Source organism: Rhodobacter calidifons, from assembly GCF_011174775.1.
In the GTDB taxonomy this organism is placed as follows: Bacteria; Pseudomonadota; Alphaproteobacteria; order Rhodobacterales; family Rhodobacteraceae; genus Tabrizicola; species Tabrizicola calidifons.
Map to the genome: position 1 here is coordinate 143,371 of NZ_JAANHS010000007.1, position 26,520 is coordinate 169,890.

General features: G+C 69.2%; 22 protein-coding genes. 12 read left to right on the forward strand and 10 right to left on the reverse strand.

The genetic code is table 11. The features are described 5' to 3' along the window. The first annotated feature begins 8 nt into the window (after positions 1-8). Positions 9-122, forward strand: coding sequence for an entericidin EcnA/B family protein (locus tag G8O29_RS11200; protein ID WP_166403325.1), 114 nt, complete (start codon positions 9-11; stop codon positions 120-122). 30 nt (positions 123-152) lie between these two features. Here G8O29_RS11200 and G8O29_RS11205 read toward each other — a convergent pair whose 3' ends face one another. Beyond that, positions 153-788, reverse strand: coding sequence for a helix-turn-helix domain-containing protein (locus tag G8O29_RS11205; protein WP_166403410.1), 636 nt, complete (start codon positions 786-788; stop codon positions 153-155). A 64-nt stretch (positions 789-852) separates the two neighbouring features. On the opposite strand from G8O29_RS11205, the gene G8O29_RS11210 reads away from it, so the two are divergent. From G8O29_RS11210 to G8O29_RS11220, 3 genes are read left to right on the forward strand one after another with little or no spacing between them, the layout of a single operon-like run. Further along, on the forward strand, positions 853-2,346 hold the full coding sequence (locus G8O29_RS11210; RefSeq protein ID WP_166403326.1) for a class I adenylate-forming enzyme family protein: 1,494 nt from the start codon (positions 853-855) through the stop codon (positions 2,344-2,346). Beyond that, complete coding sequence (locus G8O29_RS11215) at positions 2,343-2,996, forward strand: DsbA family oxidoreductase (protein WP_166403327.1); 654 nt, start codon at positions 2,343-2,345, stop codon at positions 2,994-2,996. Before G8O29_RS11210 ends, G8O29_RS11215 begins: the two co-directional genes overlap by 4 nt. Before the next feature lie 38 nt (positions 2,997-3,034). Continuing rightward, complete coding sequence (locus G8O29_RS11220; RefSeq protein ID WP_166403411.1) at positions 3,035-4,198, forward strand: multidrug effflux MFS transporter; 1,164 nt, start codon at positions 3,035-3,037, stop codon at positions 4,196-4,198. A 32-nt stretch (positions 4,199-4,230) separates the two neighbouring features. On the opposite strand, the gene mfd is transcribed toward G8O29_RS11220, so the two are convergent. Together mfd and G8O29_RS11230 are read right to left on the reverse strand one after the other, a co-directional pair. Beyond that, on the reverse strand, positions 4,231-7,677 hold the full coding sequence (mfd, locus tag G8O29_RS11225; protein WP_166403328.1) for a transcription-repair coupling factor: 3,447 nt from the start codon (positions 7,675-7,677) through the stop codon (positions 4,231-4,233). Between the two features lie 19 nt (positions 7,678-7,696). Further along, complete coding sequence (locus G8O29_RS11230) at positions 7,697-8,221, reverse strand: component of SufBCD complex (protein ID WP_166403329.1); 525 nt, start codon at positions 8,219-8,221, stop codon at positions 7,697-7,699. 125 nt (positions 8,222-8,346) lie between these two features. Between G8O29_RS11230 and hemB the strand changes: the two genes are divergently transcribed. Next, the gene (hemB, locus tag G8O29_RS11235; protein ID WP_166403330.1) at positions 8,347-9,348 is read left to right on the forward strand and encodes a porphobilinogen synthase; all 1,002 of its coding nucleotides are present in this window, start codon (positions 8,347-8,349) and stop codon (positions 9,346-9,348) included. Here hemB and G8O29_RS11240 read toward each other — a convergent pair whose 3' ends face one another. Further along, on the reverse strand, positions 9,349-9,825 hold the full coding sequence (locus G8O29_RS11240; protein WP_166403331.1) for a DNA polymerase III subunit chi: 477 nt from the start codon (positions 9,823-9,825) through the stop codon (positions 9,349-9,351). 85 nt (positions 9,826-9,910) lie between these two features. Then, entirely contained in the window at positions 9,911-11,380 is a 1,470-nt protein-coding gene (locus G8O29_RS11245) for a leucyl aminopeptidase (RefSeq protein ID WP_166403332.1), read from the reverse strand. Between the two features lie 150 nt (positions 11,381-11,530). On the opposite strand from G8O29_RS11245, the gene lptF reads away from it, so the two are divergent. The 5 genes from lptF to pdxA all read left to right on the forward strand — a co-directional run bounded on the left by lptF (position 11,531) and on the right by pdxA (position 18,104). Beyond that, complete coding sequence (lptF, locus tag G8O29_RS11250) at positions 11,531-12,643, forward strand: LPS export ABC transporter permease LptF (RefSeq protein WP_166403333.1); 1,113 nt, start codon at positions 11,531-11,533, stop codon at positions 12,641-12,643. Beyond that, positions 12,640-13,737, forward strand: coding sequence for an LPS export ABC transporter permease LptG (gene lptG, locus G8O29_RS11255; protein ID WP_166403334.1), 1,098 nt, complete (start codon positions 12,640-12,642; stop codon positions 13,735-13,737). The genes lptF and lptG overlap by 4 nt, the downstream gene beginning before the upstream one ends. Position 13,738: 1 nt before the next feature. Next, positions 13,739-15,880, forward strand: coding sequence for an LPS-assembly protein LptD (locus tag G8O29_RS11260; RefSeq protein ID WP_166403335.1), 2,142 nt, complete (start codon positions 13,739-13,741; stop codon positions 15,878-15,880). A 71-nt stretch (positions 15,881-15,951) separates the two neighbouring features. Further along, a complete protein-coding gene (locus G8O29_RS11265) occupies positions 15,952-17,154 on the forward strand; it encodes a peptidylprolyl isomerase (RefSeq protein WP_166403336.1) in 1,203 nt (400 codons plus the stop codon). Next, on the forward strand, positions 17,151-18,104 hold the full coding sequence (gene pdxA / locus G8O29_RS11270; RefSeq protein ID WP_166403337.1) for a 4-hydroxythreonine-4-phosphate dehydrogenase PdxA: 954 nt from the start codon (positions 17,151-17,153) through the stop codon (positions 18,102-18,104). The genes G8O29_RS11265 and pdxA overlap by 4 nt, the downstream gene beginning before the upstream one ends. Here the strand turns inward: pdxA and G8O29_RS11275 are convergent. The 3 genes from G8O29_RS11275 to G8O29_RS11285 all read right to left on the reverse strand — a co-directional run bounded on the left by G8O29_RS11275 (position 18,101) and on the right by G8O29_RS11285 (position 20,285). Continuing rightward, positions 18,101-18,643 carry an RSP_2648 family PIN domain-containing protein gene (locus G8O29_RS11275; protein WP_166403413.1) on the reverse strand — a complete coding sequence of 181 codons (543 nt, stop codon included), beginning with the start codon at positions 18,641-18,643 and terminating at the stop codon, positions 18,101-18,103. The genes pdxA and G8O29_RS11275 overlap by 4 nt on opposite strands. A gap of 5 nt (positions 18,644-18,648) precedes the next feature. Continuing rightward, positions 18,649-19,866, reverse strand: coding sequence for an RSP_2647 family RNA methyltransferase (locus tag G8O29_RS11280; RefSeq protein ID WP_207623774.1), 1,218 nt, complete (start codon positions 19,864-19,866; stop codon positions 18,649-18,651). Positions 19,867-19,997: 131 nt separating this feature from the next. Next, on the reverse strand, positions 19,998-20,285 hold the full coding sequence (locus G8O29_RS11285; RefSeq protein WP_166403338.1) for a hypothetical protein: 288 nt from the start codon (positions 20,283-20,285) through the stop codon (positions 19,998-20,000). Between the two features lie 246 nt (positions 20,286-20,531). On the opposite strand from G8O29_RS11285, the gene edd reads away from it, so the two are divergent. Next, positions 20,532-22,337 carry a phosphogluconate dehydratase gene (gene edd, locus G8O29_RS11290; RefSeq protein ID WP_166403339.1) on the forward strand — a complete coding sequence of 602 codons (1,806 nt, stop codon included), beginning with the start codon at positions 20,532-20,534 and terminating at the stop codon, positions 22,335-22,337. A gap of 265 nt (positions 22,338-22,602) precedes the next feature. After that, positions 22,603-23,250 carry a bifunctional 4-hydroxy-2-oxoglutarate aldolase/2-dehydro-3-deoxy-phosphogluconate aldolase gene (locus tag G8O29_RS11295; RefSeq protein WP_166403340.1) on the forward strand — a complete coding sequence of 216 codons (648 nt, stop codon included), beginning with the start codon at positions 22,603-22,605 and terminating at the stop codon, positions 23,248-23,250. 43 nt (positions 23,251-23,293) lie between these two features. On the opposite strand, the gene G8O29_RS11300 is transcribed toward G8O29_RS11295, so the two are convergent. Both G8O29_RS11300 and G8O29_RS11305 read right to left on the reverse strand, forming a co-directional pair. Next, positions 23,294-23,572: a hypothetical protein gene (locus G8O29_RS11300; RefSeq protein ID WP_166403341.1), complete on the reverse strand. Its 279-nt coding sequence runs from the start codon at positions 23,570-23,572 to the stop codon at positions 23,294-23,296. Beyond that, positions 23,559-26,366 carry a [protein-PII] uridylyltransferase family protein gene (locus G8O29_RS11305; protein ID WP_166403342.1) on the reverse strand — a complete coding sequence of 936 codons (2,808 nt, stop codon included), beginning with the start codon at positions 26,364-26,366 and terminating at the stop codon, positions 23,559-23,561. Before G8O29_RS11305 ends, G8O29_RS11300 begins: the two co-directional genes overlap by 14 nt. Positions 26,367-26,520: the final 154 nt, after the last annotated feature.

Consider the following 26,520-nt stretch of genomic DNA (forward strand, 5'->3'; position numbering starts at 1 on the left):
ACAAGGGCATGAAAAAGCTGCTGATTCTGGCTGCACTGGCGGTGCTTGCGGGCTGCAACACCGTGGCGGGCATGGGCGAGGATGTCTCGGCCGGGGCGCGCAAGGTGCAAGAGATCTTCTGAGGGCGCCCGCGCTGCCGGTCGGCGGCTGCGTCACACCAGCGAGGTCACCCAGAGGATCGTCGCGTCGTCTTCCGACAGGCTGATGACATTGTGCCCCATCGCCGCGTCGTAATAGGCGCTGTCGCCCCGGCGCAGGTCGACGGGTTCGTAGAATTCTGTGTAAAGCCGGATCACCCCGGTAAGGACATACAGGAACTCCTCGCCGTCGTGCCGGACCCAGCCGTCGAACTCCTCCAGGTCCCGCGCCCGGATCGTGGCGCGGTAGGGCAGCATCTGCTTCTTCGTCAGGCTGGCGGCCAGAAGCTCGTGCTCGTAGGTCGCGGTGGCCTGGGCCTGGCCCTCTCCGCCCTTCGTCACCGCCATCCGCCCCATGACCTGCGGCCTGGACGGCGGCGTGAACAGCTGCGGCACCGAAATCGCCAGCCCCCCGGCCAGCTTCTTCAGCGCATCATAGGTCGGGCTCATCTGCCCGTTCTCGATCTTCGACAGCGTGGAGCGCGCCAAGCCCGCCCGCACCGCGGCTTCCTCCAGCGTCCAGCCGCGCGAACGGCGCAGGTCGCGGACCCTTTCGCCAAGGTTCAGCGGTTCGACGTGGGCCTCGCCCTCGGCGCCGGTCCCGGCCTCGCGCGCCACGCGGATCATGCTTTTCGGATCGGTCAGGGCCATGGCTTCGGGATAGATCAGCGCCGTCGCGCTTGCAACTGCCGGCAAGCCCCCCTACCCCTTGCCGATGCTGTCCGAAATCGACACCCGGCCGTTCCCGGTTGCGCCCCCGGCCTTCAACCTTGCCGGCCATGTCCTGGCCCGCGCCTCGGTGCTGGACAAGCCGGCCCTGACGCTGCTGCACCCCGAAGGTGACGAAACCCTCAGCTACGCCGAACTCTTGCGCCTGACGCGGGGCTGCGCCGGCGCGCTGGTCGCCATGGGCCTGGCCCCCGGCGACCGGATTCTTCTTCGCCTGGGCAACAGTCTGGCCTTCCCGATCCTTTACCTCGGTGCGATCTGGGCCGGTCTTGTCCCGGTCCCCACCTCTGCCGCCCTGACGCAAGGCGAGATCACCTGGCTTGCCGCCCTGGTCCGGCCACGGCTCATCGTGGCCGAACCCGGCATTGCCCTGCCCGACCACCCTGCCCCGCTTGTGCCCCCCGATCTGGCCGGGTGGTCGCGGCTTCCGCCTGCGGATCTTCACCTCGGCGACCCCGACCGCGAGGCCTACATCGTCTTCACCTCGGGCACGTCCGGCGCGCCAATGGCCGTCAGTCACGCGCACCGCGCGATCCTGGCCCGCCAGACCATGCACCGGCACTGGGAAGGGCTGGAGGAGGCCGACCGTCTGCTTCATGCGGGTGCGCTGAACTGGACCTATACGCTCGGCACCGGGCTTCTCGATCCCTGGACGGTCGGGGCGACCGCGCTGATCCCCGCCGCCGGGACCCCGGCCCCGCAGCTTCCCGCGCTTCTTGCCCGGGCCGGGGCCAGCATCCTTGCCGCCGCCCCGGGCGTCTACCGTCAGCTGCTGCGCGCCGACCTGCCGCCGCTGCCCCGCCTGCGCCACGGCCTTTCCGCCGGAGAGAGCCTGCCCCCGGCGCTGCGCCGCCAGTGGCGCGACCGCACCGGCACCGACCTGCACGAGGCGCTTGGCATGTCCGAGGTCTCGACCTACCTTTCGGGTTCGCCCGCGCGCCCGGCGCCCGAAGGGACCAGCGGCTATCCCCAGCCCGGCCGCCATCTCGCGATCCTGGACGATGCGGGCCATCCGGTCCCGCGCGGCACGGCCGGAGAGCTTGCCGTATCCACGGCCGACCCCGGCCTGATGCGGCACTACCTCGGCCATCCGCCGCCGCAGGGCCCCTGGTTCCGGACCGGCGATGCGGCGGTCATGGCGGACGACGGCGCCATCACCCATCTCGGGCGCCGGGACGACCTTCTGAACGCCGGCGGCTTCCGCGTCTCGCCCGCCGAGATCGAGGCGGCCTTCCACGACCTTCCCCTGACCGCCTGCGCCGCGACGCAGGTCGAGCCCACCCCGGGCACCACGATCCTGGCGCTGTTCTACGAGGCGCCCTGCGAAATTGCCCTCGCCACCCTGCGCGAATGCGCGGAAAAGGCCCTTGCCCGCTGGAAGCAGCCAAGGCACTACCAGCGCCTCGACGCCCTGCCCCGCACCGGCACCGGCAAGGTGATCCGCAAGGGCCTGGGCGCCCGTTACAGGAGACCCGAATGACCCGCCCCGCTGTCCGGCTGGACATCTTCTCGGACCCGGTCTGCCCCTGGTGCTATGTCGGCAAGGCCAACATCGACCGGGCGCTGGCGCAGCACCCTGACCACCCGTTCCGGATCCAGTGGCATCCCTTCCAGCTGAACCCCGACATGCCGCCCGAGGGCGTGGCAAAGCGCAGCTATCTTGAGGCGAAATTCGGCGGCAAGGCCCGGGTCGATGCCATCCACGAACGCCTGCGCGAGGTGGCCCGCGCCGCCGGGGTGGACCTCGACCCCGATCTCCCGCAGCGGATGCCCAACACGCTGAATGCCCACCGCCTGATCCATTGGGCCGGGATCGAGGCTGTCCAGCAACAGGTGGTCGACGCCCTGATGCGCGCCTATTGGGCGCAAGGCCGCGATATCGGGGACCTTGCGACCCTGGCCGAGATCGCAGCCGAGAACGGGATGGACCGCGCGGCGACCCTGCGGCTCTTGCGGTCCGACGCCGATGCCGAGGACATCGCCGCGCGCGACCAGGACGCGCGCCGCAAGGGCGTGACCGCCGTCCCGACCTTCCTTGTCGCACAGCACCATGTGGTCTCGGGCGCGCAGCCGCCCGAGATCTGGGGCAAGGTGATCGAAGAACTGGCCAGCCGCGAGCCGTCCAGGTGACCGACAAGCCGCTGAGCCAGACCGAATTCGTGGCGCTGATGGCGATGCTTTTCGCCACCATCGCCATTTCCATCGACGCGATGCTGCCCGCGCTGCCCGACATCGCCGCGACCCTGACACCCGAGGCACCGAACGCGGCGCAGCTGGTCGTGACCAGTTTCGTCCTGGGCATGGGGCTTGGCACCCTGTTTGCCGGCCCCCTTTCCGACCGTTTCGGGCGCAAGCGCGTCATCATGGCGGGGTCGGGCCTTTACGCGCTGGCGGCCCTGGCCTGCTATGTCGCCCCCTCGCTGGAGGTGCTGCTGGCCGCGCGGCTGATCCAGGGCATCGGTTCGGCCGCCCCCCGCACCGTGTCGGTCGCGATGATCCGCGATCTCTTCTCGGGGCGCGAGATGGCGAGGATCATGTCCTTCGTGATGATGATCTTCACCGTCGTCCCCGCCATCGCGCCGTTGATGGGCCAGGGGATCATCGCCCTGGCCGACTGGCATGCCATCTTCCTGGCCTATGTCGCCTTTTCCGGGCTGACCATGCTCTGGCTCGGCCTGCGCCAACCCGAAACGCTGACGCCCGAGGCACGGCGCAGCCTGCATCTGGGCGACCTCGCCCGGGCCACGCGCGAGTTGGGCCGCCATCCGGTCATCCTGGTCTCGACGCTGTTGCAGACCCTCACGCTGGGCGCGCTGTTCGCCACGCTGTCCTCCATCCAGCCGATCTTCGAGACGGTCCACCGCCGCGCCGACAGCTTTCCGCTGTGGTTCGCCCTCATCGCGGTGGCTTCGATGTCGGGCAGCCTGCTGAACAGCCGGATCGTGATGACGCTGGGCATGCGCCGCGTGGTGCGCGGCACCTATGCGGCCCAGATTGGCCTGACGCTGGCCGCGCTGGCGCTGCTGGGCAGCGGGCGGGTCGCGGGCGACATGGCCTTTGCCGTGCATCTGGTCTGGTGCATCGGGCTTTTTGCGATGATGGGCCTGACCATCGGCAACCTCAATGCGCTTGCCATGGAACCCGTCGGGCATATCGCGGGTCTTGCCGCCTCGGTCATCTCGTCGCTGGCCACGGTGGGGTCGGTCCTGCTGGCGATCCCGGTGGGCCTTGCCTTCAACGGCACTGTCCTGCCCCTGCTTGTCGGCGTTGCCGGGCTGATCGGACTGGCGCTGGTCCTGTCCCTGACGGCGCTGGGCGAGCCGCGCGACTGAGGCGGCCGCACCAGCGGGTCGAGGCGACGAACCTAGACCTTCTGCCCCGCCCGCACCACCTCGGCCAGGTCGCGGGCGATGTTGAAGGCGCCCTTGATCCGGTCGGCTTCCGTTTTCATCTCGCCGGCAAGCACGATCCGGTTGCCGTTCACCCGCGCCGCCGGGCCTTGCGCCTTCAGGAAATCCACCAGCCCCGCGGGATTGGCGAACTTGTCGTTGTGGAACTGGACCGTCGCCCCCTTCGGTCCGGCATCCAGCCGCGCGATCCCTGCCCGCTTGCACATCGCCTTGATGCGGACGATCAGCATCAGCGTGTTCACCTCCTTCGGCAGCGGCCCGAAGCGGTCGATCAGCTCGGCCGCGAACCCTTCAAGCTCTACCTTCGTCGTGAGCGAGGACAGGCGTCGATACAACCCCAGCCGGATGTCGAGGTCCGGGATGTAAGTCTCGGGGATCATCACCGGCACGCCCAGGTTCAGCTGCGGCGACCAGTCGTCGTCGATACTTGTCAGCCCCTGCAACTCGCCAGATTTAATCTTGGCGATCGTTTCCTCCAGCATGTGCTGGTATAGCTCGTAGCCGACCTCGCGGATATGGCCCGACTGCTCCTCTCCCAGCAGATTGCCGGCGCCGCGCAGGTCGAGGTCATGGCTGGCAAGGTTGAACCCCGCGCCCAGGCTGTCGAGACTGCCCAGAAGCCGCAGCCGTTTCGTCGCCTGCGGCGTCAGCGGCGCGCGGGGCTTGGTCGTCAGATAGCAATAGGCGCGAGTCTTCGACCGCCCCACCCTGCCCCGGATCTGATACAGCTGGCTTAGCCCGAACATATCCGCACGGTGGACAATCATCGTGTTCGCCGCAGGAATATCCAGGCCACTTTCAACAATCGACGTCGCCAGCAGCACGTCATACTTGCCGTCGTAGAACTGGTTCATCCGGTCATCCAGCTCACCCGCCGCCAGTTGCCCATGCGCGATGACATATGTCGCCTCGGGGACGTGGGTCTTCAGGAAATCCTCGATCTCGGGCAGATCGGCGATACGGGGCACGACGAAGAACGTCTGCCCGCCGCGATAGCGTTCGCGCAGAATCGCTTCGCGGATCGTGACCGTGTCGAATTCGGAAACGTAGGTGCGGATCGCCAGCCGGTCCACCGGGGGCGTCGCGATGATCGACAGGTCGCGCACGCCGGTCAGGGACAGCTGCAAGGTCCGGGGGATCGGCGTCGCGGTCAGGGTGAGGACATGGACCTCCGACCGCATTTCCTTCAGGCGTTCCTTGTGGGCAACCCCGAAGTGCTGCTCCTCGTCGATGATCAGCAGCCCGAGCTTCTTGAAACTCACCCCCTTCGCCAGCAGCGCATGGGTGCCGACCACGATATCCACCGACCCGTCCGCCATCGCCGCCCGGGTGGCATTGGCCTCCTTCGCTGGAACAAAGCGGGACAAGGGTTTGACTGAAATGGGAAATCCTCGGAACCGCTCGGCAAAGCTGCGATAGTGCTGTCGGGCCAGCAGCGTTGTCGGGCAGATCACCGCCACCTGCATCCCCGATAGCGCCGCCACGAAGGCCGCACGCATCGCGACCTCGGTCTTGCCGAAACCGACATCGCCCACGATGAGGCGGTCCATGGGCGACCCCTTCTGAAGGTCCGCCACCACATCGGCAATCGCCGCAAGCTGGTCGTCGGTCTCCTGATAGGGGAAGCGGGCGGCGAAGGCCTCCCAGATCGAATGCGGCGCCTCCAGGATCGGGGCATGGCGCAAGGCCCGTTCGGCCGCGACCCGCATCAGCCGGTCGGCGATTTCCCTGATTCGTTCCTTGAGCCGGGCCTTCTTCGCCTGCCAGGCCCCGCCGCCGAGGCGGTCCAGAAGCCCCTCTTCATGTCCATAGCGGCTGAGCAGTTCGATGTTCTCGACCGGCAGATAAAGCTTTGCGTTCTCGGCATATTCCAGCGCCACGCAGGCATGGGGCGCGCCAAGGGCGGTGATCGTCTCGATCCCCAGATAGCGGCCCACGCCGTGTTCCACATGCACCACAAGATCGCCCGGGGACAGCGTGTCCACCTCGCGCAGGAAGTTGTCGGCCTTGCGCGTCCGGCGCGGCTTTGCGGTCAGCCGTTCGCCCAGCACGTCCTGTTCCGAGATCACCGCCAGGCCTGGCGCCACGAACCCCGCTTCCAGCGGCCAGACCACCAGATACAGCCCACCCTTCCCCTCGGGCACCTCGCGGAAATCCGCGATCTCCCTGGCGCCGGTCACGCCGTTGTCGGCCAGAAGTCCCTTCAACCGCTCGCGCGCGCCCTCGGACCACGAGGCGATGACCACCTGCGCCGTCTGCGCCAGGGCCTGAACATGTTCGGCCAAGGCATCGAAAAGATTGATCTTCTCCTGCTGACGCTCGGGCGCGAAGTTTCGGCCCGCCCGCGCGCCTGCATCCAGGACACCGGGCCCCGGCGACTGCGGCAAGGGCGACAGCTGCACCACCCGGTGCCCCGCGATCGCCTGTTCCCAGGCTGCGTCGTCAAGATAAAGTTCCTCGGCCGGCACCGGCTTGTAGACGGTATCGATCCGCCCCTTGGCCCCCATGGCCTCGTGCCGCGCATCGTAGCTGTCCGCGATCCCCTCCCACCGCGCCAGCCGTGCGGCCGTCACCTGGTCGTCCAGCACCACCGAAGCGCCCGGCAAGTAGTCGAAGATCGTCTCCAGCCGCTCATGGAAGAAGGGCAGCCAATGCTCCATCCCCTGGTGCTTGCGGCCTGCGCTGACGGCCTCGTAAAGCGGATCGTCCGTCCCCGCTGCACCGAAGGCGATGCGGTAGTTCTGCCGGAACCGTGCGATCGCGGCCTCGTCGAGGATCACCTCGGAAACGGCGGAAAACGCGACGGTTTTCAGCTTTTCCGTGGTCCGCTGCGTTTCCGGATCGAACCGCCGCGCGCCGTCCAGCACATCGCCGAAGAAATCCAGCCGGATCGGCCCGCCACGCCCGGGAGGAAAGATGTCCACGATCCCGCCGCGCAGCGCGTAATCGCCCGGTTCGGCCACCGTCGAGACCGGCGTGAAGCCCATTCGGGACAGGAAACCCCGGAGCCGCGCCTCGTCCACCCTGTCGCCCACCGTGGCACGGAATGAGGCCGCCCGCACCACCTCGCGCGTCGGAACCTTCTGCGTCGCGGCGTTCAGCGTGGTCAGCAGCACGAAGGGCCCCGCCAGCCCGTCCGCCAGCGCAGCGAGCGTCGCCATGCGCCGCGCCGAGATCTCGGGGTTGGGGCTGACCCGGTCGTAGGGCAGGCAGTCCCAGGCCGGGAAGTCCAGCACCGCGATCCCGGGCGCCATCACGGCAAGGGCAGCCCGCATCGCCTCGGCCCGCTTGTCGTCGCGCGCGACATGCACCACGGGTCGCCCCCGGCCCAGCTCGCGCTGAAGGATCCGGGCGTCAAAACCCTCGGGCGCCCCGCCCATCAGGATGCGTTCGGCTGTCATCTGCGCGGCCCGCGAGGTTTCAGTACAGGATCGAGACCCGGATGTTCTGCCAGGTCCCGTAGAAGGCGGTGACGGCGATCGAGACCATGCCGATGACCTGAAGCACCCGGCGATGCACGGTCAGCCGCCGCAAGAGCGCCTCGCCGCGGTTGGCACCGGCCGCGATCCGGCGGGATTCGCGCACGCTGGCCCAGAGGACCAGCGACAGGGGCCCCAGAAGCAGCACCAGCGCCTGGGCGAACTCGATGCCGTAATAGAACCCCAGAAGCAGAAGCGTTGACAGCCAGAAGGCCACAAGGCCGACGACAAGAAGCGCGCCGGTGTCCATGATGTGCAGGATCCGGTTGACGTTGATCCGCACTAGATCCTCGACATCGCCAAGCGCCTGCCCGCCTTCGCGGCGCGCGCGCTGCACCATGTCATGCGGCACACCCAGCGACCAGTGGCTGACCGAGGACCAGAGAACAGCAAGCATGATCCAGTACCAGAGATTCGAGAACGACCGGAGGTCGATCACTTCAAGCGCCGTTTCGAAGACGTCCACTCTGTCCGCTCTCCCTCGCCGAACCGCCAGCGGCCCAAGTGCCGACTTGAGGCCGAACCCTTTCCATGGCAGGCAGAAGGCGAAGCCGCAAGTCCCTGCTTTGCCGCGGGAAGAAGGAGCCAGCCATGCAGCCCGTCCAGGCCCCCTATCCTCTGACGCGCCTGCGCCGTCTGCGCCGGACCCCGGCCCTGCGGGCGCTGACGCAGGAAACCGTGCTGACCGCCGGCGACCTGATCTGGCCGGTCTTCCTGTGCGACGGGCAGAACCAGCGTCAACCCGTTGTCTCGATGCCGGGGGTCGAGCGGCTTTCGCTTGACCTCGTGGTCGCGGCCGCGGCCGAGGCCCGGGATCTTGGCATCCCGGCGATCTGTCTCTTTCCCTATACCGATCCGAAGGCGAAGACAGCCGGCTGCGAAGAGGCCTGGAACCCCGAGAACCTGACCAACCGGGCGATCCGGGCGATCAAGGCCGAGGTGCCCGACATCGCGGTGATGACGGATGTCGCACTTGATCCCTACAACGCGCATGGCCATGACGGGCTGGTGGTGGACGGGATCATCCTGAACGACGAAACCGTCGAGGCGCTGGTCCGGATGGCCCTGGCCCAGGCCGAGGCGGGGGCGGATATCCTGGGTCCCTCGGACATGATGGACGGGCGGATCGGCGCGATGCGGGCCGCGCTGGAAGCGGCGGGGCACAAGGATGTGGCGATCCTGTCCTATGCCGCCAAATATGCCTCGGCCTTCTACGGCCCGTTCCGCGATGCGGTGGGCGCCTCGGGCGCGCTGAAGGGCGACAAGAAGACCTATCAGATGAACCCCGCCAACCGGGACGAGGCGCTGCGGCTGGTCGCGCGCGATCTGGCCGAAGGCGCCGACATGGTGATGGTCAAGCCGGGGATGCCCTATCTCGACATCTGCGCCCGGGTGAAAGAGACCTTCGGCGCGCCGACCTTCGCCTATCAGGTCTCGGGCGAATATGCGATGATCCGGGCTGCGGCGCAGAACGGATGGATCGACGGCGAAAAGGCCATGCTGGAAAGCCTGATGGCGTTCAAGCGGGCAGGCTGCGACGGGATCCTCACCTATTTCGCGCCCGAGGTTGCGCGGCGGTTGCGGCAGGGCTGATCAGGTCGCGCCCGGCGCGGGTTTCTCTGCCTTCTTTTCCCACCGACCGGACTCTTCTGACCAGTACTGCGCCGCATGGCCGGCGCCGGTGATCGCCTTCCACTGGGTGCGCGCGGCGCTCAGACGATCCGGGTCATTGCCGTCGAACAGCACCCAGACCCGCTCCATCGCGGCAATCTCTGCATCAGTCGCCTCGGCCCCGTCGATCAGCGCCAGCACCCTGGCGCCATTCGTCGGCCCCCCGAGGCCCAGAAGCACCGGCTGGTCCGCGTCATGCGGCCCCCCCTCGATCCCGTGCGGCAGGAACCCTTCCGCGGCCCCCTTCAGCCAAAGCGCCTGATCCAGCCGGTCCAGCGCCGCGGGGTCAGTGCCGCGCACCATCACGCGCCAGCCCTGAGCCAGAGCGCGCGGCGCGTTGACCGCCAGCGTGTCGGCCGGGGCCGACTGCATCAGGTGGAAGAACATCACCGTCCCCATCGTGGTCCGCCCGTCGTGCGTGTGAGACGTCTCCTCGCCAAGGCGCCGCCCGGCGAGGAGCGACGCGGGACGCGCGCGCGGAGCCTCACCTCTCGAACCGGTCGCGGATCAGCCGGTCCAGCGCCATCACCCCCCAGCCCGTCGCTCCCTTTGGGGCCAGCGTGGAGTCGGATTTCAGCAGCGCCGTCCCGGCGATGTCCAGATGGCACCAGGGCGTCTCGGGCTTGACGAAACGTTGCAGGAACTGCGCCGCCGTGATCGCCCCGCCGTCCCGGCCGCCCACGTTCATCATGTCGGCGATGCGCGACTTCAGCTTGGCGTCATAGGCCTCGCCCAGCGGCATGCGCCAAGCGCCCTCGCCTTCCGCCTTCGCCGCCGCCAGGAAGGCGTTGCACAGATCGTCGTTGTTCGAGAAGACCCCGGTGTTCTCGTGCCCGAGCGCGATGATGATCGCCCCGGTCAGGGTGGCAAGGTCGATCATCCCCCTGGGCTTGAACCGTTCCTGCGCGTACCACATCACGTCGGCCAGAACCAGCCGGCCCTCGGCGTCGGTGTTGATGACCTCGATCGTGTCGCCCTTCATCGAGCGCACCACATCGCCGGGCCGCTGCGCGCGCCCGTCGGGCATATTCTCGACCAGGCCCACCAGCCCCACCACATTCGCCCGGGCCTTGCGCAGGGCAAGCGTCCGCATCACGCCCGCGACCACCGCGGCCCCGCCCATGTCCATCGTCATCTCTTCCATGCCCGCCGCCGGCTTGATCGAGATGCCGCCGGTGTCGAACACCACCCCCTTGCCGACCAGCGCGAAGGGGGCCTCGCCCTTCGGCCCGCCGTGCCACTGCATCACCACCACCTTCGCGGGGCTTTCCGAGCCCTGCCCCACCCCCAGCAGCGCCCGCATGCCCAGCCGGGTCAGATCCTCTTCCTCCAGGATCTCGACATCGAGACCCAGCTCCTGCATCGCCGCAAGGCGCGCGGCGAAATCGTGGGTGGTCAGGACATTGGCGGGTTCGTTCACCAGGTCGCGGGTGAAGAACACGCCTTCGGCCACCGCCGCCATCGGGGCGGCGGCCCGGGCCACGGCCTCGGGCCGGGCCGCCATCAGCGTGACCGGACCGGGCACCGTCTTCTCGCCGGTCTTGTGGCTATCGAACTCATAGGCCCGCAGCGCCAGCCCGAAGGCGATGTCTGCCGCCCGCGGATGTGCCTCGGCCAGGACCAGAGAGCCCGCCGCGCCATGCGTCTTGCCGACCGCTGCGCCGGCCTTTCGGGCCTGGGCCTGATCGGCCTTCTTCGGCAGGCGGATCAGCTGCACCGCCTCGGCCGCGATCCCCGGGGGGAAGGCCAGGTCCAGCGCCTCGCCCGGCTTGAGCTTGCCAAAGGCCTCTGACGCCGCCGCCCGGCCAAGCGCGCCCTTCGTCAGGCGGTCCAGCCGCCGGAAGGCCGGGCTGGCCGGCTGGCCGGGCTCGCTCAGCACGGCGATGCGGCCCTTCTGGCCGGCAAGGGCCGCAAGATCGGTGGCCTGGAACTGGATCGGCAGGGGTTTCGGCATCATGCGCTCTTTCGTCAGGGTGAAGATCCGGCCTCGGCGGCCGCTTGCCGGGAGGCTACAGCCCGTCGCCCGCCTTGGCCAGATAGCAGTTTTCGCCGCCGGGGAATTCCGTTAGGGTCCGCCCAAGATGTAGTAGGGGCCGGGTCGGGCGTGTCCAGATTCGACAGATATCTCTTGTCGCAACTCCTCGCGCTGTTTGGCTTTTTTGCCCTGGTGCTGGTCGCGGTCTATTGGGTGAACCGGGCGGTCGGGCTGTTCGACCAGCTGATCGGCGACGGGCAGTCGGCGCTGGTGTTCCTGGAATTCTCGATCCTGACCCTGCCCAATGCGATCCGTCTGGTCCTGCCGGTGGCCGCCTTCGCCGCGACAGTCTATGTGACCAACCGGCTGATGCAGGAAAGCGAGCTCGTGGTGATGCAGGCCACCGGCTTTTCCGCCTTCCGCCTGGCGCGGCCGGTTCTCTACTTCGGGCTGACCGTGATGGTCATGCAACTTGTGCTGACCAATGTGCTGGTCCCGGCAAGCCAGCGCATCCTGAGCGAGCGGTCCGCCGAGATTTCGCGCAATGTCACCGCGCGCTTCCTGAACGCGGGGCAGTTCATGCATCCCGCCGCTGGCGTCACGCTCTACATCCGCGAGATCAGCCCGAACGGCGAGCTTCTGGACCTGTTCCTCGCGGACGAACGTGCGCCGGGCGAGCGCGCGATCCATTCGGCGCGCAAGGCCTTTCTCGTGCGCGGAGAGACGGCGCCGAAACTGGTGATGGTCAACGGTTCGACCCAGACGCTCAGCCGCGAGGGTGACCGGTTGTCGGTGACGCGCTTTGCCGATTTCACCCTGGATCTCGCCGGGCTCGTCCCGGCGGGCGGGGCGGGTCGGATCGCGCTGAATGCGGTGCCGACGCGGCTGCTGCTGGAGGCGGGGCCCGAGACGCAGGCCGCGACGGGGGCAAGCCTGGCGCAGTTGCTGGAAGAGGGCCATTCCCGGCTGGCTGCGCCGCTTCTGGCTGTCGCCGCCCCGCTGATCGGCTTTGCCGCGCTGATGCTGGGCAGTTTCTCGCGCTTCGGTCTGTGGCGGCAGATGGCGCTGGCGGTCGGGCTTCTGATTGCGCTGCAACTGGTCTGGACCTGGGCCGGCAGCGCAGCCATCGCGCAGGCTTCGGCCTGGCCCGCGCTCTACCTGGCGCCGGTTGCCGGACTGGCAACCGCGGCGGGCCTCTTGTGGCAGGCGCAGCGACCGCGGCGACAGAGGGCCACGGCATGACGCTGAACCTCTACATCGCGCGGCGGTTTCTGGGGACGGTCGGCCGGGTCTTCCTGATCTTCTTCGCCATCCTGTTCCTGATTGACATGATCGAACAGTTGCGCCGCTTTTCCGATGCCGGGATCGGGCTGTCGGGGGCGGCCGAGATGTCGCTGCTCAGCGTGCCCGAAACGCTGTATCGCATCCTGCCGCTGATCATGGTGATGGGGGCCATCGCCAATTTCCTGGGGCTTGCGCGGTCGTCCGAACTGGTGGTGGTGCGGGCGGCGGGGCGGTCGGGGCTGCATTTCCTGATGACGCCGCTTCTGGTGTCGGTGGTTCTTGGACTGCTCGCGGTCGCGCTGTTCAACCCGCTGGTCGCGGCCACGTCCAAGGCCTATGACGACCGCCGCTCCGAACTCAGCCAGGGCGGGCGTTCGGTGCTGTCGATCGCCGATACCGGCCTGTGGCTGCGCCAGGGGTCCGAGGACGGCCAGACCGTGATCCAGGCGGCGCGGTCTAACCTGGACGGGACCGAGCTTTTCGGCGTGACCTTTGTCGGCTTCCGCTTCGACGGCACCCCCGGCAAGCGGGTCGAAGCCCGGACCGCCCGGCTGCTGGAAGGCGCCTGGGAGCTGACCGGCACCAAGAGCTGGGACCTGACCAGCCCGAACCCGGAACTGACGGCGGTGGTCGATCCCGGTCCGGTCGCCCTGCCCTCGGACCTGACGCCCGAGCGGATCCGCGACAGTTTCGGCACGCCCTCGGCCATCGGCTTCTGGGACCTGCCGCGCTACATCGGTGATCTTGAACGCGCCGGCTTCTCGGCCAGGGCCTACAAGCTTTGGTACCAGATGGAACTTGCCCTGCCGCTGCTGATGGCGGCGATGGTGCTGGTGGCCGCGGGCTTCACCATGCGCCATGTGCGCTTTGGCGGCACCGGGCGCATGGTGCTTTATGCCCTTCTGGCGGGCTTCGGCTTCTACTTCCTGCGCAACTTCGCCCAGGCCCTTGGCGACAGCGGGCAGATCCCGGTATCGCTGGCCGCCTGGAGCCCGCCGGTCGCAGCCGTCATGCTGTCGCTGGGCCTGCTTCTGCATCTCGAGGACGGCTGAGATGCGCCGGCTTCTGATCCTTTTCGCCGCACTTGCCGCCTTCGCCCTGCCCGCGCTGGCGCAGGACCGCGCGACGCTGGTCTCGGACAGCCTGCGGATCACCGGCGACACGCGGCTGATCGCCGAGGGCAATGTCGAGGTCTTCTTCAAGGGCCGCCGTCTGAAGGCCAGCCGGATCGTGTTCGACCAGCAGACCGACCGGCTGGAGATCTCCGGCCCCATCGTGCTGACCGAGGAAACCGGCCAGACCCTGATCCTGGCCAGCCAGGCGGAGCTGGCGGCCGATCTGTCCGAAGGCATCCTGTCCAGCGCGCGGCTGGTGCTGAACCAGCAGCTGCAACTGGCCGCCAACCGCATGGTGCGGGTCGCGGGGCGCTACACGGCGCTGCAAAGCGTCGCCGCCTCGTCCTGCAAGGTCTGCGAAGGCGATCCGACGCCGCTGTGGGAAATCCGTGCCCGCCGGGTCGTGCATGACGAGGAGGCGCGGCAGATCTACTTCGACCGCGCCCAGTTCCGGCTGGCCGGGGTGCCGGTCTTCTACATCCCGCGCCTCAGGATGCCCGATCCGACCCTGAAACGCGCCACCGGCTTCCTGATGCCCGGCATCCGCACGACCTCGGACCTCGGGACCGGGATCAGGCTGCCCTATTTCATCGTGATCGGGAAATCCGCCGACCTGACGCTGACGCCCTATCTGACGGCCCGGCAGTCGCAGACCCTGGGCCTGCGCTATCGCCAGGCCTTCGCCACGGGGCTGATCGAGGCGACCGGCTCGGTCACGCGCGACCGGCTGTTCCCGGGCGAGACGCGCGGCTATCTGCGCCTTCAGGGGTCTTTCGCCCTGCCCCGGCGGTTCATGCTGACCTTCGACGGCCAGACCGTGAGCGATCCGGCCTACATGCTGGATTACGGTCTCGGCAACGCCGACCGCCTGGACAGCCGGATCGAGATCAGGCGCACCCGGCGCAACGAACATATCGCGGCGCGCATCATCAGCTTTCAGACCCTGCGCGAGGATGAAAGCGACAGTTCGATCCCCTCGCTGGTCGCGGACCTGACCTTTCACCGCCGCTTCTCGCTAGGCCCGCTGGGCGGGGAAGGCGGCCTCAGGCTGCAAACGCACAACCAGTATCGCAGCTCGAACGACCCCTTCGACGGGCCGGACAGCGACGACATTCCCGATGGCCGCGACATCGGCCGGATCTCGGCCCGGATCGACTGGCGGCGCAGTTTCGTCCTGCCTGCGGGGATCGAGGCCACCGTCCTCGGCGAAGCGACGGCGGACGCCTACACGATCACCGATGACGCGACCTATGCCGGCAGCACCACGCGCACCCATGCCGCGGCGGGTGCGGAGCTGCGCTGGCCCTGGGTCAAGGCAGGTAGCGGCGGCGCGACCCATGTGATCGAGCCGGTGGTGCAGCTGATCTACGCCACGAAGCCCGCCGAGACGATCCCCAACGAGGATTCCGCCCTGGTCGAGTTCGACGAGGCCAGCCTCTTCGCGCTGGACCGCTTCCCCGGATCGGATGCCGTGGAACGCGGCACCCGGGCCAATATCGGGATCGGCTGGACCCGGCACGATCCCGCGGGCTGGTCGTTGGGTGTCACCCTCGGGCGGGTGATCCGCAAGGCCGATCTTGGCCAGTTCGGCCCGGGCTCGGGATTTGCGGGGGCGCGGTCCGACTGGCTGGCGGCGGCCAACCTGACCCTGGCAGACGGGCTGGCTCTGACCGGACGGCTGGTGCTGGACGACGATCTGAGCCTGACCAAGGCCGAGGCGCGCCTGGCGCTGAACGGTCCGAAAACCGCGCTGGCCACCTCGCTGATCTGGGCGGTGCGCGACCTTCTGGAGAACCGGCCCGACCCGACCCGCGAAATCACCTTCGACGCGCGCCGGCGCGTGACCCCGAACTGGACCGCCAATTTCTCGGGCCGCTACGATTTCGTGGCCGACCGCGGCACCGTCGCGGGCCTGGGTCTGGGGTTCCAGAACGAATGCGTTCGGCTTGATGTTTCCCTCTCGCGTCGCTTCACGTCCTCGACTAGTGTGAACCCGACGACCGATTTCGAACTGTCGCTGGACCTGATCGGGTTCGGCGGCGGTGCAACAGCGGGTCCGGCGCGCAGTTGCCGGCAATAGGCGCGATGGAAACGGGACGGCGGTACGGGCGGGCCCCAGACCCGCAGGATTGAGGAAGAGCGGCGGAAGCGATGCTGATTTCGGTTCTGAAACGACAGGCGGCCGCGGTCGCCCTTGGCCTGGCCCTGACCTTTCCGGTCCTGGCGCAGGATCTGTTCACGCCCCGGCTGTATGTCAACGACCGGGTCATCACCAACTACGAGGTCGCGCAGCGCGCCCTCTTCCTGCGCGTCCTGCGCGCCCCCGGCAACCCCGAGGAAGAGGCGCTGAAGGCGCTGATCGAGGACCGCCTGCGCCAGACCGAGGCCAAGCGCCTGGGGCTGAAGCTGTCGGACGACGAGGTGATGCGCGGCATGACCGAATTCGCCTCTCGCGCGAACCTGTCGGCCGAGGAATTCGTGGCCGAACTGGGCAAGGCCGGGATCGCCGCCGAGACCTTCCGCGATTTCGTCTCGGCCGGCCTCCTGTGGCGCCAGGCGGTGCGGGCGCGTTTCCTGGGCCAGGTTCCGATCAGCGAGCTTGACGTGGATCGCGCGCTGGAAGCCGCGACCCGCCCCCGCGCGTTGCGGGTGCTGGCCAGCGAGCTGGTCATCCCCGCCCCCGAGGGGCAGGAGGACGCCGCCATGGCCCGGGCGCAGGAATTGTCCGACACGCTCAGGGGCGAGGCTGCCTTTGCCGCAGCTGCACGGCGTTTCTCGGCCGCGCCCTCGGCCGGGGCGGGCGGGCGGCTGGACTGGCTGCCGCTGGCGAACCTGCCTGCGGCGATTGCCGGGAAGCTTCTGGCGCTGGATGCCGGCGAGGTCTCGGACCCGATCGCGGTCCCGGGTGCGGTGGTGCTGTTCCTCTTGCGCGATGTGGCCATGGACACCAAGGCCGAGCCGATCGCGGTCAGCGTCGAATGGGCCGAGTTTCTGGTGCCCGACGATGCCGCCCAGATCGCGAAGATCCGCGCAGCCGCCGACAGCTGCACCGATCTCTACGCCCAGGCGAGGGGCCTGCCCGAGGACCGGCTGACCGTCACCAAGTCGGGTCTCGACCAGGTGCCGGGCGACGTGGCGCTGGAACTGGCGCGGCTGGATCCCGGCGAGGTCTCGACCGCGCTCACCCGTGGCGGCTTCCGGCGGTTCCTGATGCTTTGCGGCCGCGAGGCGGTGGTCGAGCCGCCCCCGACCCGCGACCAGATCCGCGAGCGGGTGATCAACCAGAAGCTTGAAGGCATGGCCGAGGGCTACATGGAGGAACTCCGCTCCGCCGCGATCATCCGCGAACCGTGAGCGATACGATCCTTCTGACCTGCGGCGATCCCTCCGGCATCGGCCCCGAGATCGCCGCGAAGGCCTGGGCTTCGGGTGCGCGTTTCGTCTGGATCGGCGATCCCCGCCATCTGCCGCCAGGAACCTCATGGCGCACCGTGGCCGAGGGCGAGGCGCCGGGTGAGGGGCCATTGGCCGTGCTGGTGCAGGACTTCGCCGCCCCCGCATCGCCCGGCCGCCCCGACCCGGCCAATGCGCCCGGGGTGGTGGCTGCCATAGACCGCGCGGTGCGGCTGGTCAGGGCCGGCAAGGCAGCGGCGATCTGTACCGGGCCGATCAACAAGAAGGCCCTGAAGGACGGCGCCGGTTTCGCCTTTCCGGGCCATACCGAGTATCTGGCGCATCTGGCCGGGGTGGATCGCGTGGTGATGATGCTGGCCTGCCCTGGCCTGCGCGTGGTGCCCGCCACGATCCACATTCCACTGTCCGAAGTCCCCGCCGCCCTGACCGAAGAGCTTCTGGAAGCGACGATCCGGATCACGCATGCCGGGCTGGTCCGCGATTTCGGGCTGGCCGCCCCCCGGATCGCCGTGGCCGGGCTCAACCCTCATGCCGGCGAGGGCGGGGCGATGGGCTGGGAGGAGGAGCGGATGATCCGCCCGCTGATCCGGCGCCTGGCGAACGAAGGCATGGCCATCTCCGGCCCCTGGCCCGCCGACACGCTGTTTCATGCCGCCGCCCGCGCCCGCCATGATGTGGCGGTCTGCGCTTATCACGACCAGGCGCTGATCCCGATCAAGACCATCGACTTTGCCGGCGGGGTGAATGTCACGCTCGGCCTGCCCTTCGTGCGCACCTCGCCCGATCACGGCACCGCCTACGACATCGCCGGCCAGGGCCGCGCCGACCCCTCCAGCCTGATCGCCGCGCTGCGGATGGCGCGGGACATGGCCGCCGCCCGTCGCGCCTAGGCACCCATCGCCTTCGCCAGCCGAAACAGCCGGGCGCGCTTCAACAGCGCCTTCAAGGCGACCGGCTGGCCCGAGATCGCCTCGGCCTTCGCCCGCACCGCCTCGACGATCCCGGCCATTGCTTCGGGATGGCGCGACTGCAACTCCCACAGGAACCCGTCCGGGTCGCGCCGGGTGATGCCTTCGGCCGCCAGCACATGGCCGGGAAAATCCTGCGCATTGAAGGTCACGATGGCATCTGCGCCGCTGGCGATGGCGCTGGCCAGGACATGCCGGTCGTTGGGGTCCGGCAGGACCAGCCGCGCCTCGATCTCGGGGTGATCGCGCACCAGGCCGCGCGGAAAAGCCGCCCTGAAGGCCGCCGCCTCGCCCGCCGCGATGGTCGGCGCCTCGGCGCCCAGCTTCGCCGTCGCCAGCACCCATTCGCGCAGGATGCGCTCGGAGACGACGGGCTGGAACAGGCCCGCAGCCCCTGCGCCCTGGAGGATTTCCCGCAGGACCGTGGGATACAGCACGCAGGCGTCCAGCACCGCCTTCATCGGGCTCAACCGTCCAGCCGGAAGACCAGCGCCTTGAGGTATGAGCTTTCCGCCAGTTGCGGCAGGACCGGATGATCGGGCCCGGCAAAGCCGGTGTGGATGATCTGCCCCCGGCGGCCGCCGCGCCCGATCCCGCGCGCGCAGGCATTGCGGAAGGCCTGAAGGTCGGCGGCATGCGAACAGGAACAGAGCACCAGAAAGCCGCCGGGCGCCACCAGGGGCGCTGCCAGCCGCGCGATCCGCTCATAGGCGCGCAATCCCGCCTCCAGGGCCGGTTTCGCGGGCGCGAAGGCCGGCGGGTCGCAGATCACCAGATCGAACCGCGCGCCTTCCGCGCCCAGGGCCTCCAGCACTTCGAAGGCATCGCCCTGCCGGGTGGTCAGACGGCCGCCGAACCCCGAGGCCTGCGCCCCCTGCCCCGCCAGCGCCAGCGCCGCGGCCGAGGCATCGACGGCCAGCGCATGCGCGGCGCCTCCGGCCAGGGCCGCAAGGGCAAAACCGCCGACATGCGAGAACACATCCAGCACCCGCCCGCCCCGCGCCAGCCGCGCGGCGAAGGCGTGGTTCGGGCGCTGGTCGAAGAAAAGCCCGGTCTTCTGCCCGCCCAACAGATCGGCCAGGTAGATGGCGCCGTTCATCGGCACCTCGACCGGCCCCAAGGGCGCCGGCCCATGCACCACCGCCATCTCCTCGGCCAGCCCCTCCAGCCCGCGCGCCCGGCCCTCGCCGTTCTTGACGACCGTGCGCACCCCGGTCACGGCAACCAGCGCAGCGATCAGGACCGGCAGCGCCGCCTCGGCCCATGCCGCATTGGGCTGGACCACCGCGACCGCGCCGAAGCGGTCGATCACGATGCCGGGCAAGCCGTCCGCCTCGGCATGGACCAGCCGGTAGAAGGGCGCATCGAAGAGCCGCTCGCGCAAGGCCGCCGCGCGCGCGAGGCGCGCCTCGAACCAGGCCTGGTCGAGGCTGGCGCCCGGGTTCCGGTCCAGCATCCGCGCGATGATCTTCGACCGGGTGTTGACCGTGACCAGCCCCAGGGGCCGCCGCTCGCCATCCTCCAGCACGGCAAGCGCGCCGGGCATCAGCGCCATGGTGCGCCGGTCCGTAACCAGTTCATCAGCATAGACCCAGGGGAATCCGTGCCGGATCGCGCGCGCCTCGGCCCGCGGCCGAAGCCGCACGACCGGAAGACCGCGCGGCATCCCGTCCTGTTCTGTCATCCGAAGCCCTTCCCGTCCGGCTGCTTGCGCTGATGCGCCCGCTTAGCCGGTTTGCCCGGTCTTCGGAAGGGCGTTCCATGGTCCGGGCCGGCCCCGTGACGGGGGACGCCCCGGACAGACCATGGCCAGCCTCAGCGAGCCGCCGTGTCGCAGCCGCTGTGCGCGCCGGTCTCGACCGCGGCGAGGACCAGCACCTCGTCGTGCAGACGCTTGGCGGCAAGGGCGTCCTGCCAGGTCTTCACGGTCTCGGCCACACGGTAGGCGCCGGCCCCGCAGTCCGATGCCGCAAAGACCTCGGCCCGGTTGGGCGCACCGGCCGGTTTGCCGGTCAGACTGGTTTCGGACGTCGAGGCGAACACGACGGCCGACAGGATGATCGGAGAAGCGGCGACAGCGGCGATCACTTTCAGCGTTTGCATGGCAGGGGTCTCCAGGTTGCGGGGGGTGTTGCCTCTGCATGTCATGCGGGTCTGTTCGCAATCGGGCCTCTGCGCGCAAAGATTTTGCTGATTTTCTGGCAATCCTGTGCAGATTGAGCGTGCCTGACCCATAAACCCGCGTAACGTGTGCGGAATGATGCGAAATACTGTCCAATAGCGGTTGTTAGCGCTAACATATTCTGCTATGGTCAGACCAGACCGAACCGTCTCAGACCGGAGCTTTCCATGTCGCTTCACCCCACCATCGCCAAGGTGACCGACCGCATCCGCGCCCGTTCGGCGGACAGTCGCGGGCGTTATCTAGAACGGCTGCGGCAAGCCGTTTCGGATGGCCCCGTGCGCGCGCATCTCTCCTGCGGCAACCAGGCCCATGCCTATGCCGCGATGGGCCCGGACAAGGCGACCCTTGCCGCGGGTCGGGTGGCCAATCTCGGGATCGTGACCGCCTACAACGACATGCTGTCCGCCCATCAGCCCTTCGAGCGCTATCCCGACCTGATCCGCGCCGCAGCTGCGAGGGCCGGGGTGACGGTCCAGGTCGCGGGCGGCGTGCCGGCCATGTGCGACGGGGTCACGCAGGGCCAGCCGGGGATGGAGCTGTCGCTCTTCTCGCGCGATGTGATCGCGCTGGCCGCCGGGGTGGCGCTCAGCCACAACTGCTTCGACGCGGCCCTGTATCTTGGCGTCTGCGACAAGATCGTGCCGGGCCTGGTCATGGCGGCGGCGACCTTCGGGCATATTCCCGCCGTCTTCGTGCCGGCCGGACCGATGACCAGCGGCATTCCTAACGACGAGAAGTCCCGGGTCCGCAACGCCTTTGCCGAGGGCAAGGCCAGCCGCGAGGAGCTGATGGCCGCCGAGATGGCAAGCTACCACGGTCCCGGGACCTGCACCTTCTACGGCACGGCCAACACCAACCAGATGCTGATGGAGGTCATGGGCCTGCACCTGCCCGGCGCCAGTTTCGTGAACCCCGGCACGCCCTTGCGCGACGCGCTGACCGCCGAGGCGGTCAAGCGTGCGGCCGAAATCACCGCGGTTGGCAACGATTTCCGCCCGGTGGGCGAGATCCTGGACGAACGCGCCTATGTGAACGGCATCGTCGGGCTGATGGCCACCGGCGGGTCCACGAACCTCGTCCTGCACCTGCCTGCCATGGCGCGGGCCTCGGGCGTCCTGCTCGACCTCCAGGACTTCGCCGATCTCAGCGAGGCGGTGCCGCTGATGGCCAAGGTCTATCCCAACGGGCTGGCGGATGTGAACCATTTCCACGCCGCCGGAGGCCTGCAATTCCTGATCGGGCAGCTTCTGGATGCGGGGCTGCTGCATCCCGACGCCCGGACCGTGGCGGGCGACGGTCTTGCGGCCTATCGGCAAGAGCCGGTTCTCGACGCAGGCCGCCTCACCTGGCGCGACGGACCACGGCAGAGCCTGAACGACAGGATCGTCCGCCCCGCCCTTGACCCCTTCGCACCGCAGGGCGGCCTGAAGCAGCTGACCGGCAATCTCGGGCGCGGGGTGATAAAGGTCTCGGCGGTGGCGCCCGACCGGCAGGTGATCGAGGCCCCCGCGCGGGTGTTCCACAGTCAGGAGGCGGTGAAGGCCGCCTTCAAGGCGGGCGAGTTCACCTCGGACACGGTGGTCGTGGTCCGCTTCCAGGGCCCGAAGGCGAACGGCATGCCCGAACTCCACGCGCTGACGCCCACGCTGACGGTACTTCAGGACCGCGGCCTCAAGGTGGCGCTGGTGACCGATGGCCGGATGTCGGGCGCCAGCGGCAAGGTCCCCGCGGCAATCCACGTCACGCCCGAGGCCGCCTCCGGAGGCCCGCTCGCCCGCCTGCGCGACGGTGACATCATCCGCCTCGACGCGGTGACGGGCACCTTGACCGCCCTCGTCCCCGACTTCGAGCGCCGCGCCCCCGTGGTCGCCGACCTGTCATCCAACGAACATGGCATCGGGCGCGAGCTTTTCGCCGCCTTCCGCCGCCACGCCGGCCCGGCAGATACCGGCGGCGCCCTCGTTCTCTGACCGGCGCGCCCGGTCGCACACTCACTGCCTGGGGCGGGGAAATTCTGGCAAGGATGAAGGGATTGAAAGGACAGGATGCCGCTTCGGTCCGGGCGGAGACGCCGATGACCGCCAGGGGTGAAAGGCCCCCCGTCTCCGTCGGGTCGCCGGCCCGGGACGGGGGTGCCAGCCACCCTGCCCTTTCCCTTTCATCTTTGCGCCAATATCCCCGCCGGAGGCTTTGCACCCTCCACCCTGCCCCAGGTCGGGACTTGAAGGAGCCGACATGACCCCCGCCCAGCAATCCGCCAAGACCGCCGAAATCTGCCGCCTTGCGCCGGTCGTTCCCGTTCTGGTGATCGACGACCTTTCCCATGCCAAACCCCTGGCCCAGGCCCTTGTGGCAGGCGGCCTGCCTGCCCTAGAGGTCACCTTGCGGACGCCAGTCGCACTTGATGCGATCCGCGCCATGGCCGAGGTGCCGGGCGGGGTTGTGGGTGCCGGGACGCTGCTGACCCCCGCCGATGTCAGGGCGGCCAAGGCGGCGGGCGCGACCTTCGGGGTCTCGCCCGGCGCGACCGAAAGGATCATCGCGGCCTGCGAGGAGGAGGGCTTGCCGCTCCTGCCGGGCGCGGCGACGGCGAGCGAGATCATGGCCCTTCTGGAACGGGGTTATACGGTGCAGAAGTTCTTTCCCGCCGAACAGGCCGGAGGCGCGGCCTATCTGAAATCGATCGGCTCGCCCATTCCGCAGGTCCGATTCTGCCCGACGGGTGGGATCAGCCTGAAGATCGCGCCGGACTATCTGGCATTGAAGAACATCCTCTGTGTCGGCGGCAGCTGGGTCGCGCCGAAAGAGAGGATGGCCGCCGGCGACTGGGCGGGGATCACCACACTGGCCCGCGAAGCCGCCGCCCTGCCCCGTAGCGCCTGAGCGATTTTCTGCGAAAATCGTCCCGGAATTCGCAGAATTCCGGTCAGGGGCCGAGGCCCTGGCGTCCCGTCCGCCCGCCCCGCCGGCGCGGCGGGCTGTCGGGCGCGGCCAGGGCCTCGTGCAGCACCATTGTCATCGGGTGGCCCGGATTCGCTTCCCCGTAGGCCGCGATCAGCCGTCGCGCCGCCTCCGGAACCGCAGCCCCCAGCGGCAGCGACAGCGCCCAGTCCATGAAGATCGACCGGCACTCGCCGGGGGTGATCCCCTCGATCCGGTAGCTTTCGCGCACAAGTCCCTTCGGGTCTGCTTCAGCCAGATCCATCGCCCGCCCCTTCTTGCGCCGGCCCCATCAGACGGGACACGGCGGCCTCCGCCGCGCCGACGGCCGCCGCCAGCTGTGCCGCAAGCTCCGCCCTGTCGGCCGCCCCGGTCTCGCGCAGCAGGAATGCCCGCCCGCCCTCGCCAAGCGCTTCCCAGTCGATCGCGCCTGCGCTCAGCAATCGCGCGGCGGCATGCAATCGCCACAGCAGCCTGTAGCCCGTTGCCAGGGCCTGCATGTCGGAATCCGGCATGATCCGGGCATTGCCCGTCACCCCCCCGGCCGCCGCGGCGATCTGGCGTTCGACGCTGCGCGCAGGGCTTCCCGACAGAAGCGCCAGGGTCTGGGCGGCCAGTTCGATGTCCATGATCCTGCCGGGGCCGTTCTTGGCGTCCCATTCCCCCTGGGCCGGTTTCGCCGCTGCCAGGCGCGCGCGCATCTCGGCCACGTCGGACCTCACCCGCTCTCCCTGCCCCTTGCGCACAAGCAGGGCGCGGCGGAAGGCCTCGACCTCGCACGCCAGCGTCGGCTCTCCGGCCAGAACCCGGGCGCGGGTCAGCGCCAGATGCTCCCAGGTCCAGGCCTCGGTCTCCTGGTAGGTGGTGAAGCTGTGCAGGCTGGTCGCCACCGGCCCGGCCCGGCCGGAAGGGCGCAGGCGCATGTCCACCTCGTACAGCCGTCCCTCCGGCATCTGCGCGGTCAGCGCGGTGACCAGCGCCTGGGTCAGCCGCGCATAATAGGGGCGCGTCGCCAACGGCCGGGGGCCATCGGACCCCTCGATCCCCTGGGCGTCATAGATCACGATGAGATCGAGGTCGGACCCCGCGTTCAGCCGCGCAGCACCCATGCTGCCCATGCCGATCACCACCGCGCCGCGACCGGGCATCGCCCCATGCCTGCGGGCAAAATCGGCGGTGACCTCGGCCCAGATCCCCTGCACCACGGCCTCGGCCAGGTCGGCATACTGCTTGCCGGCCTCGAACCCGTCGATCAGCCCGCGCAGATGATGCACGCCGATCCGGAAGTGCCATTCCTTCATCCAGCGCCGCGCCATATCGAGCCGGGCCTCATAGTCCGGCGCCGGAGCGATCCGGGACGCAAGTTCCGCCCGCAGCGCCGCGACGCCCGGCCAGTCGCCCCAGAAGCTGCCGCCGATCACCCCGTCCAGCACGGTCGCATTGCGCGCCAGATACTGCGCCAGGGCCGGGGCCGACCCGGCGATGTCGATGATCAGGTCGATCAGCGTCGGGTTGGCCTCGAACAGCGCGAACAGCTGCACGCCGGCCGGCAGCCGCGCCAGAAACCCGTCCAGTGCCACCAGCGCCTCGTCGGGGTTCGCGGCCCGGGAAAGGCCCTTCAGGAACCGGGGCCGCAAGCGGCGGAAGATGGCCTGGGCGCGCTCTGACCGCAGCGCGGGATAGCTTTCCCAGGCCCTCGTGATCTCTCGCGCCTTGTCCGAAAGCTCCGGTCCCTCCTCGACCGCCCCGGGAGAGAAGAAGCCCTCGGTCAGCCGGTCGGTGCGGCTCAGCCGATCCAGAAGCCCCGCGCGGAATGCGGCCTCGTCCTGGCCGCAGAAGGCCGCGATGCGGGCGATGCCCTCTGCGGTCGTCGGCATGGAATGGGTCTGGGCATCGTTCACCATCTGCAACCGGTGCTCGACCTCGCGGTGGGCGCGGTACAGCACGGTCAGTTCCTCGGCCACCTCCGGCGGGATCCAGCCCTTGCCGGCCAGCGCCGCCAGAGCGCCCACCGTGGTCCGGTCCCGCAACGACGGATCGCGGCCCCCGGCGATCAGCTGCCGGGTCTGGGTGAAGAACTCGATCTCGCGGATGCCCCCCGCCCCAAGCTTCATGTCGTGCCCCGCGACCGTGATCGGCCCGTGCAGGCCCCGGTGGTCACGGATCCGCAGGCGCATGTCATGGGCATCCTGGATCGCCACGAAATCCAGGTGCTTGCGCCAGACGAAGGGGGTCAGCGCCTTCAGGAACCGCTCGCCGGCCGCGAGGTCCCCGCCGCAGGGCCGCGCCTTGATATAGGCCGCGCGCTCCCAGGTCCGGCCCTCGGCCTCGTAATAGGCCTCGGCCGCGGCCATCGACAGGCAGACCGGCGTGACGCTGGCATCGGGGCGCAGCCGCAGGTCGGTGCGGAAGACATAGCCGTCGGTGACCTCGGACAGGATCGAGGTCATCCGCCGGGTGACCTTGATGAACGCGGCCCGCGCCTCCTGTTCCTCGCCCGGATAGCGGGTCTCGTCGAACAGGCAGATCAGGTCGATGTCGGAGGAATAGTTCAACTCCCCCGCCCCCATCTTGCCCATGGCCAGCGCCACCATCCCGCCTGCGGTCGCCGCATCCTCCGGGCGGGCGCCCGGCAACCTGCCGCGCCGGATCTCCTCGGCAACCAGGGTGGTCAGCGACAGATGCACCGCACGGTCCGCCAGCCGGGTCAGCGCGCCGGTGACTGCTTCCAGCGGCCAGACACCGCCCAGGTCGCACAGCGCCGCCAGCAGGGCCACGCGGCGCTTGGCCTGACGCAGGGCCAGCGGCAGCGCCTCGGCGGCAAGACCGTCGGCCGCCGAAAGACTGGCCTCCAGCGCTGCTTCGGGCGCCTCGACCGCCGCGCGCAGCCAGTCGCCCTCGCGCAGCATCAGGTCGCGCAGGTAGGGGCTGCATCCGGCGGTGGCGGCCATCAGCTCCATCACTTCCGGGGCAAAACCGGACAGTGCGGCGCGCAGGTCGGCCGCGGCGGCCGGGTCAAAGGGAATGGGCTGGCGGGTGATCCGGGACGCAAGGCTCATGCCGCGACCTTGCGGCGGCCTCGCCACGGGGTCAATGCCCGGAGAGAGTGACCGCAGCGCCTCGGCCGATCCGGGACACGCAAAGCGGCAGAGCCGCATCTGTTCGGCTCGCGGCGGTCACCGCAACGGCGGAAGATCGCCCGGGGAATGACCA

Coding starts and splice junctions, on each gene's coding strand:
- G8O29_RS11240 (WP_166403331.1), bottom strand. CDS start 9,825: ATGGGGACGGTGATGTTCTTCCACCTGATGCAGTCGGCCCCGGCCGAC.
- G8O29_RS11265 (WP_166403336.1), top strand. CDS start 15,952: ATGCTGATTTCGGTTCTGAAACGACAGGCGGCCGCGGTCGCCCTTGGC.
- G8O29_RS11210 (WP_166403326.1), top strand. CDS start 853: ATGCTGTCCGAAATCGACACCCGGCCGTTCCCGGTTGCGCCCCCGGCC.
- G8O29_RS11220 (WP_166403411.1), top strand. CDS start 3,035: ATGGCGATGCTTTTCGCCACCATCGCCATTTCCATCGACGCGATGCTG.
- G8O29_RS11295 (WP_166403340.1), top strand. CDS start 22,603: ATGACCCCCGCCCAGCAATCCGCCAAGACCGCCGAAATCTGCCGCCTT.
- mfd (WP_166403328.1), bottom strand. CDS start 7,677: ATGACAGCCGAACGCATCCTGATGGGCGGGGCGCCCGAGGGTTTTGAC.
- G8O29_RS11215 (WP_166403327.1), top strand. CDS start 2,343: ATGACCCGCCCCGCTGTCCGGCTGGACATCTTCTCGGACCCGGTCTGC.
- G8O29_RS11305 (WP_166403342.1), bottom strand. CDS start 26,366: ATGAGCCTTGCGTCCCGGATCACCCGCCAGCCCATTCCCTTTGACCCG.
- G8O29_RS11245 (WP_166403332.1), bottom strand. CDS start 11,380: ATGCCGAAACCCCTGCCGATCCAGTTCCAGGCCACCGATCTTGCGGCC.
- edd (WP_166403339.1), top strand. CDS start 20,532: ATGTCGCTTCACCCCACCATCGCCAAGGTGACCGACCGCATCCGCGCC.
- G8O29_RS11275 (WP_166403413.1), bottom strand. CDS start 18,643: ATGAAGGCGGTGCTGGACGCCTGCGTGCTGTATCCCACGGTCCTGCGG.
- G8O29_RS11200 (WP_166403325.1), top strand. CDS start 9: ATGAAAAAGCTGCTGATTCTGGCTGCACTGGCGGTGCTTGCGGGCTGC.
- G8O29_RS11300 (WP_166403341.1), bottom strand. CDS start 23,572: ATGGATCTGGCTGAAGCAGACCCGAAGGGACTTGTGCGCGAAAGCTAC.
- G8O29_RS11260 (WP_166403335.1), top strand. CDS start 13,739: ATGCGCCGGCTTCTGATCCTTTTCGCCGCACTTGCCGCCTTCGCCCTG.
- G8O29_RS11285 (WP_166403338.1), bottom strand. CDS start 20,285: ATGCAAACGCTGAAAGTGATCGCCGCTGTCGCCGCTTCTCCGATCATC.
- G8O29_RS11280 (WP_207623774.1), bottom strand. CDS start 19,866: ATGACAGAACAGGACGGGATGCCGCGCGGTCTTCCGGTCGTGCGGCTT.
- hemB (WP_166403330.1), top strand. CDS start 8,347: ATGCAGCCCGTCCAGGCCCCCTATCCTCTGACGCGCCTGCGCCGTCTG.
- lptG (WP_166403334.1), top strand. CDS start 12,640: ATGACGCTGAACCTCTACATCGCGCGGCGGTTTCTGGGGACGGTCGGC.
- G8O29_RS11205 (WP_166403410.1), bottom strand. CDS start 788: ATGGCCCTGACCGATCCGAAAAGCATGATCCGCGTGGCGCGCGAGGCC.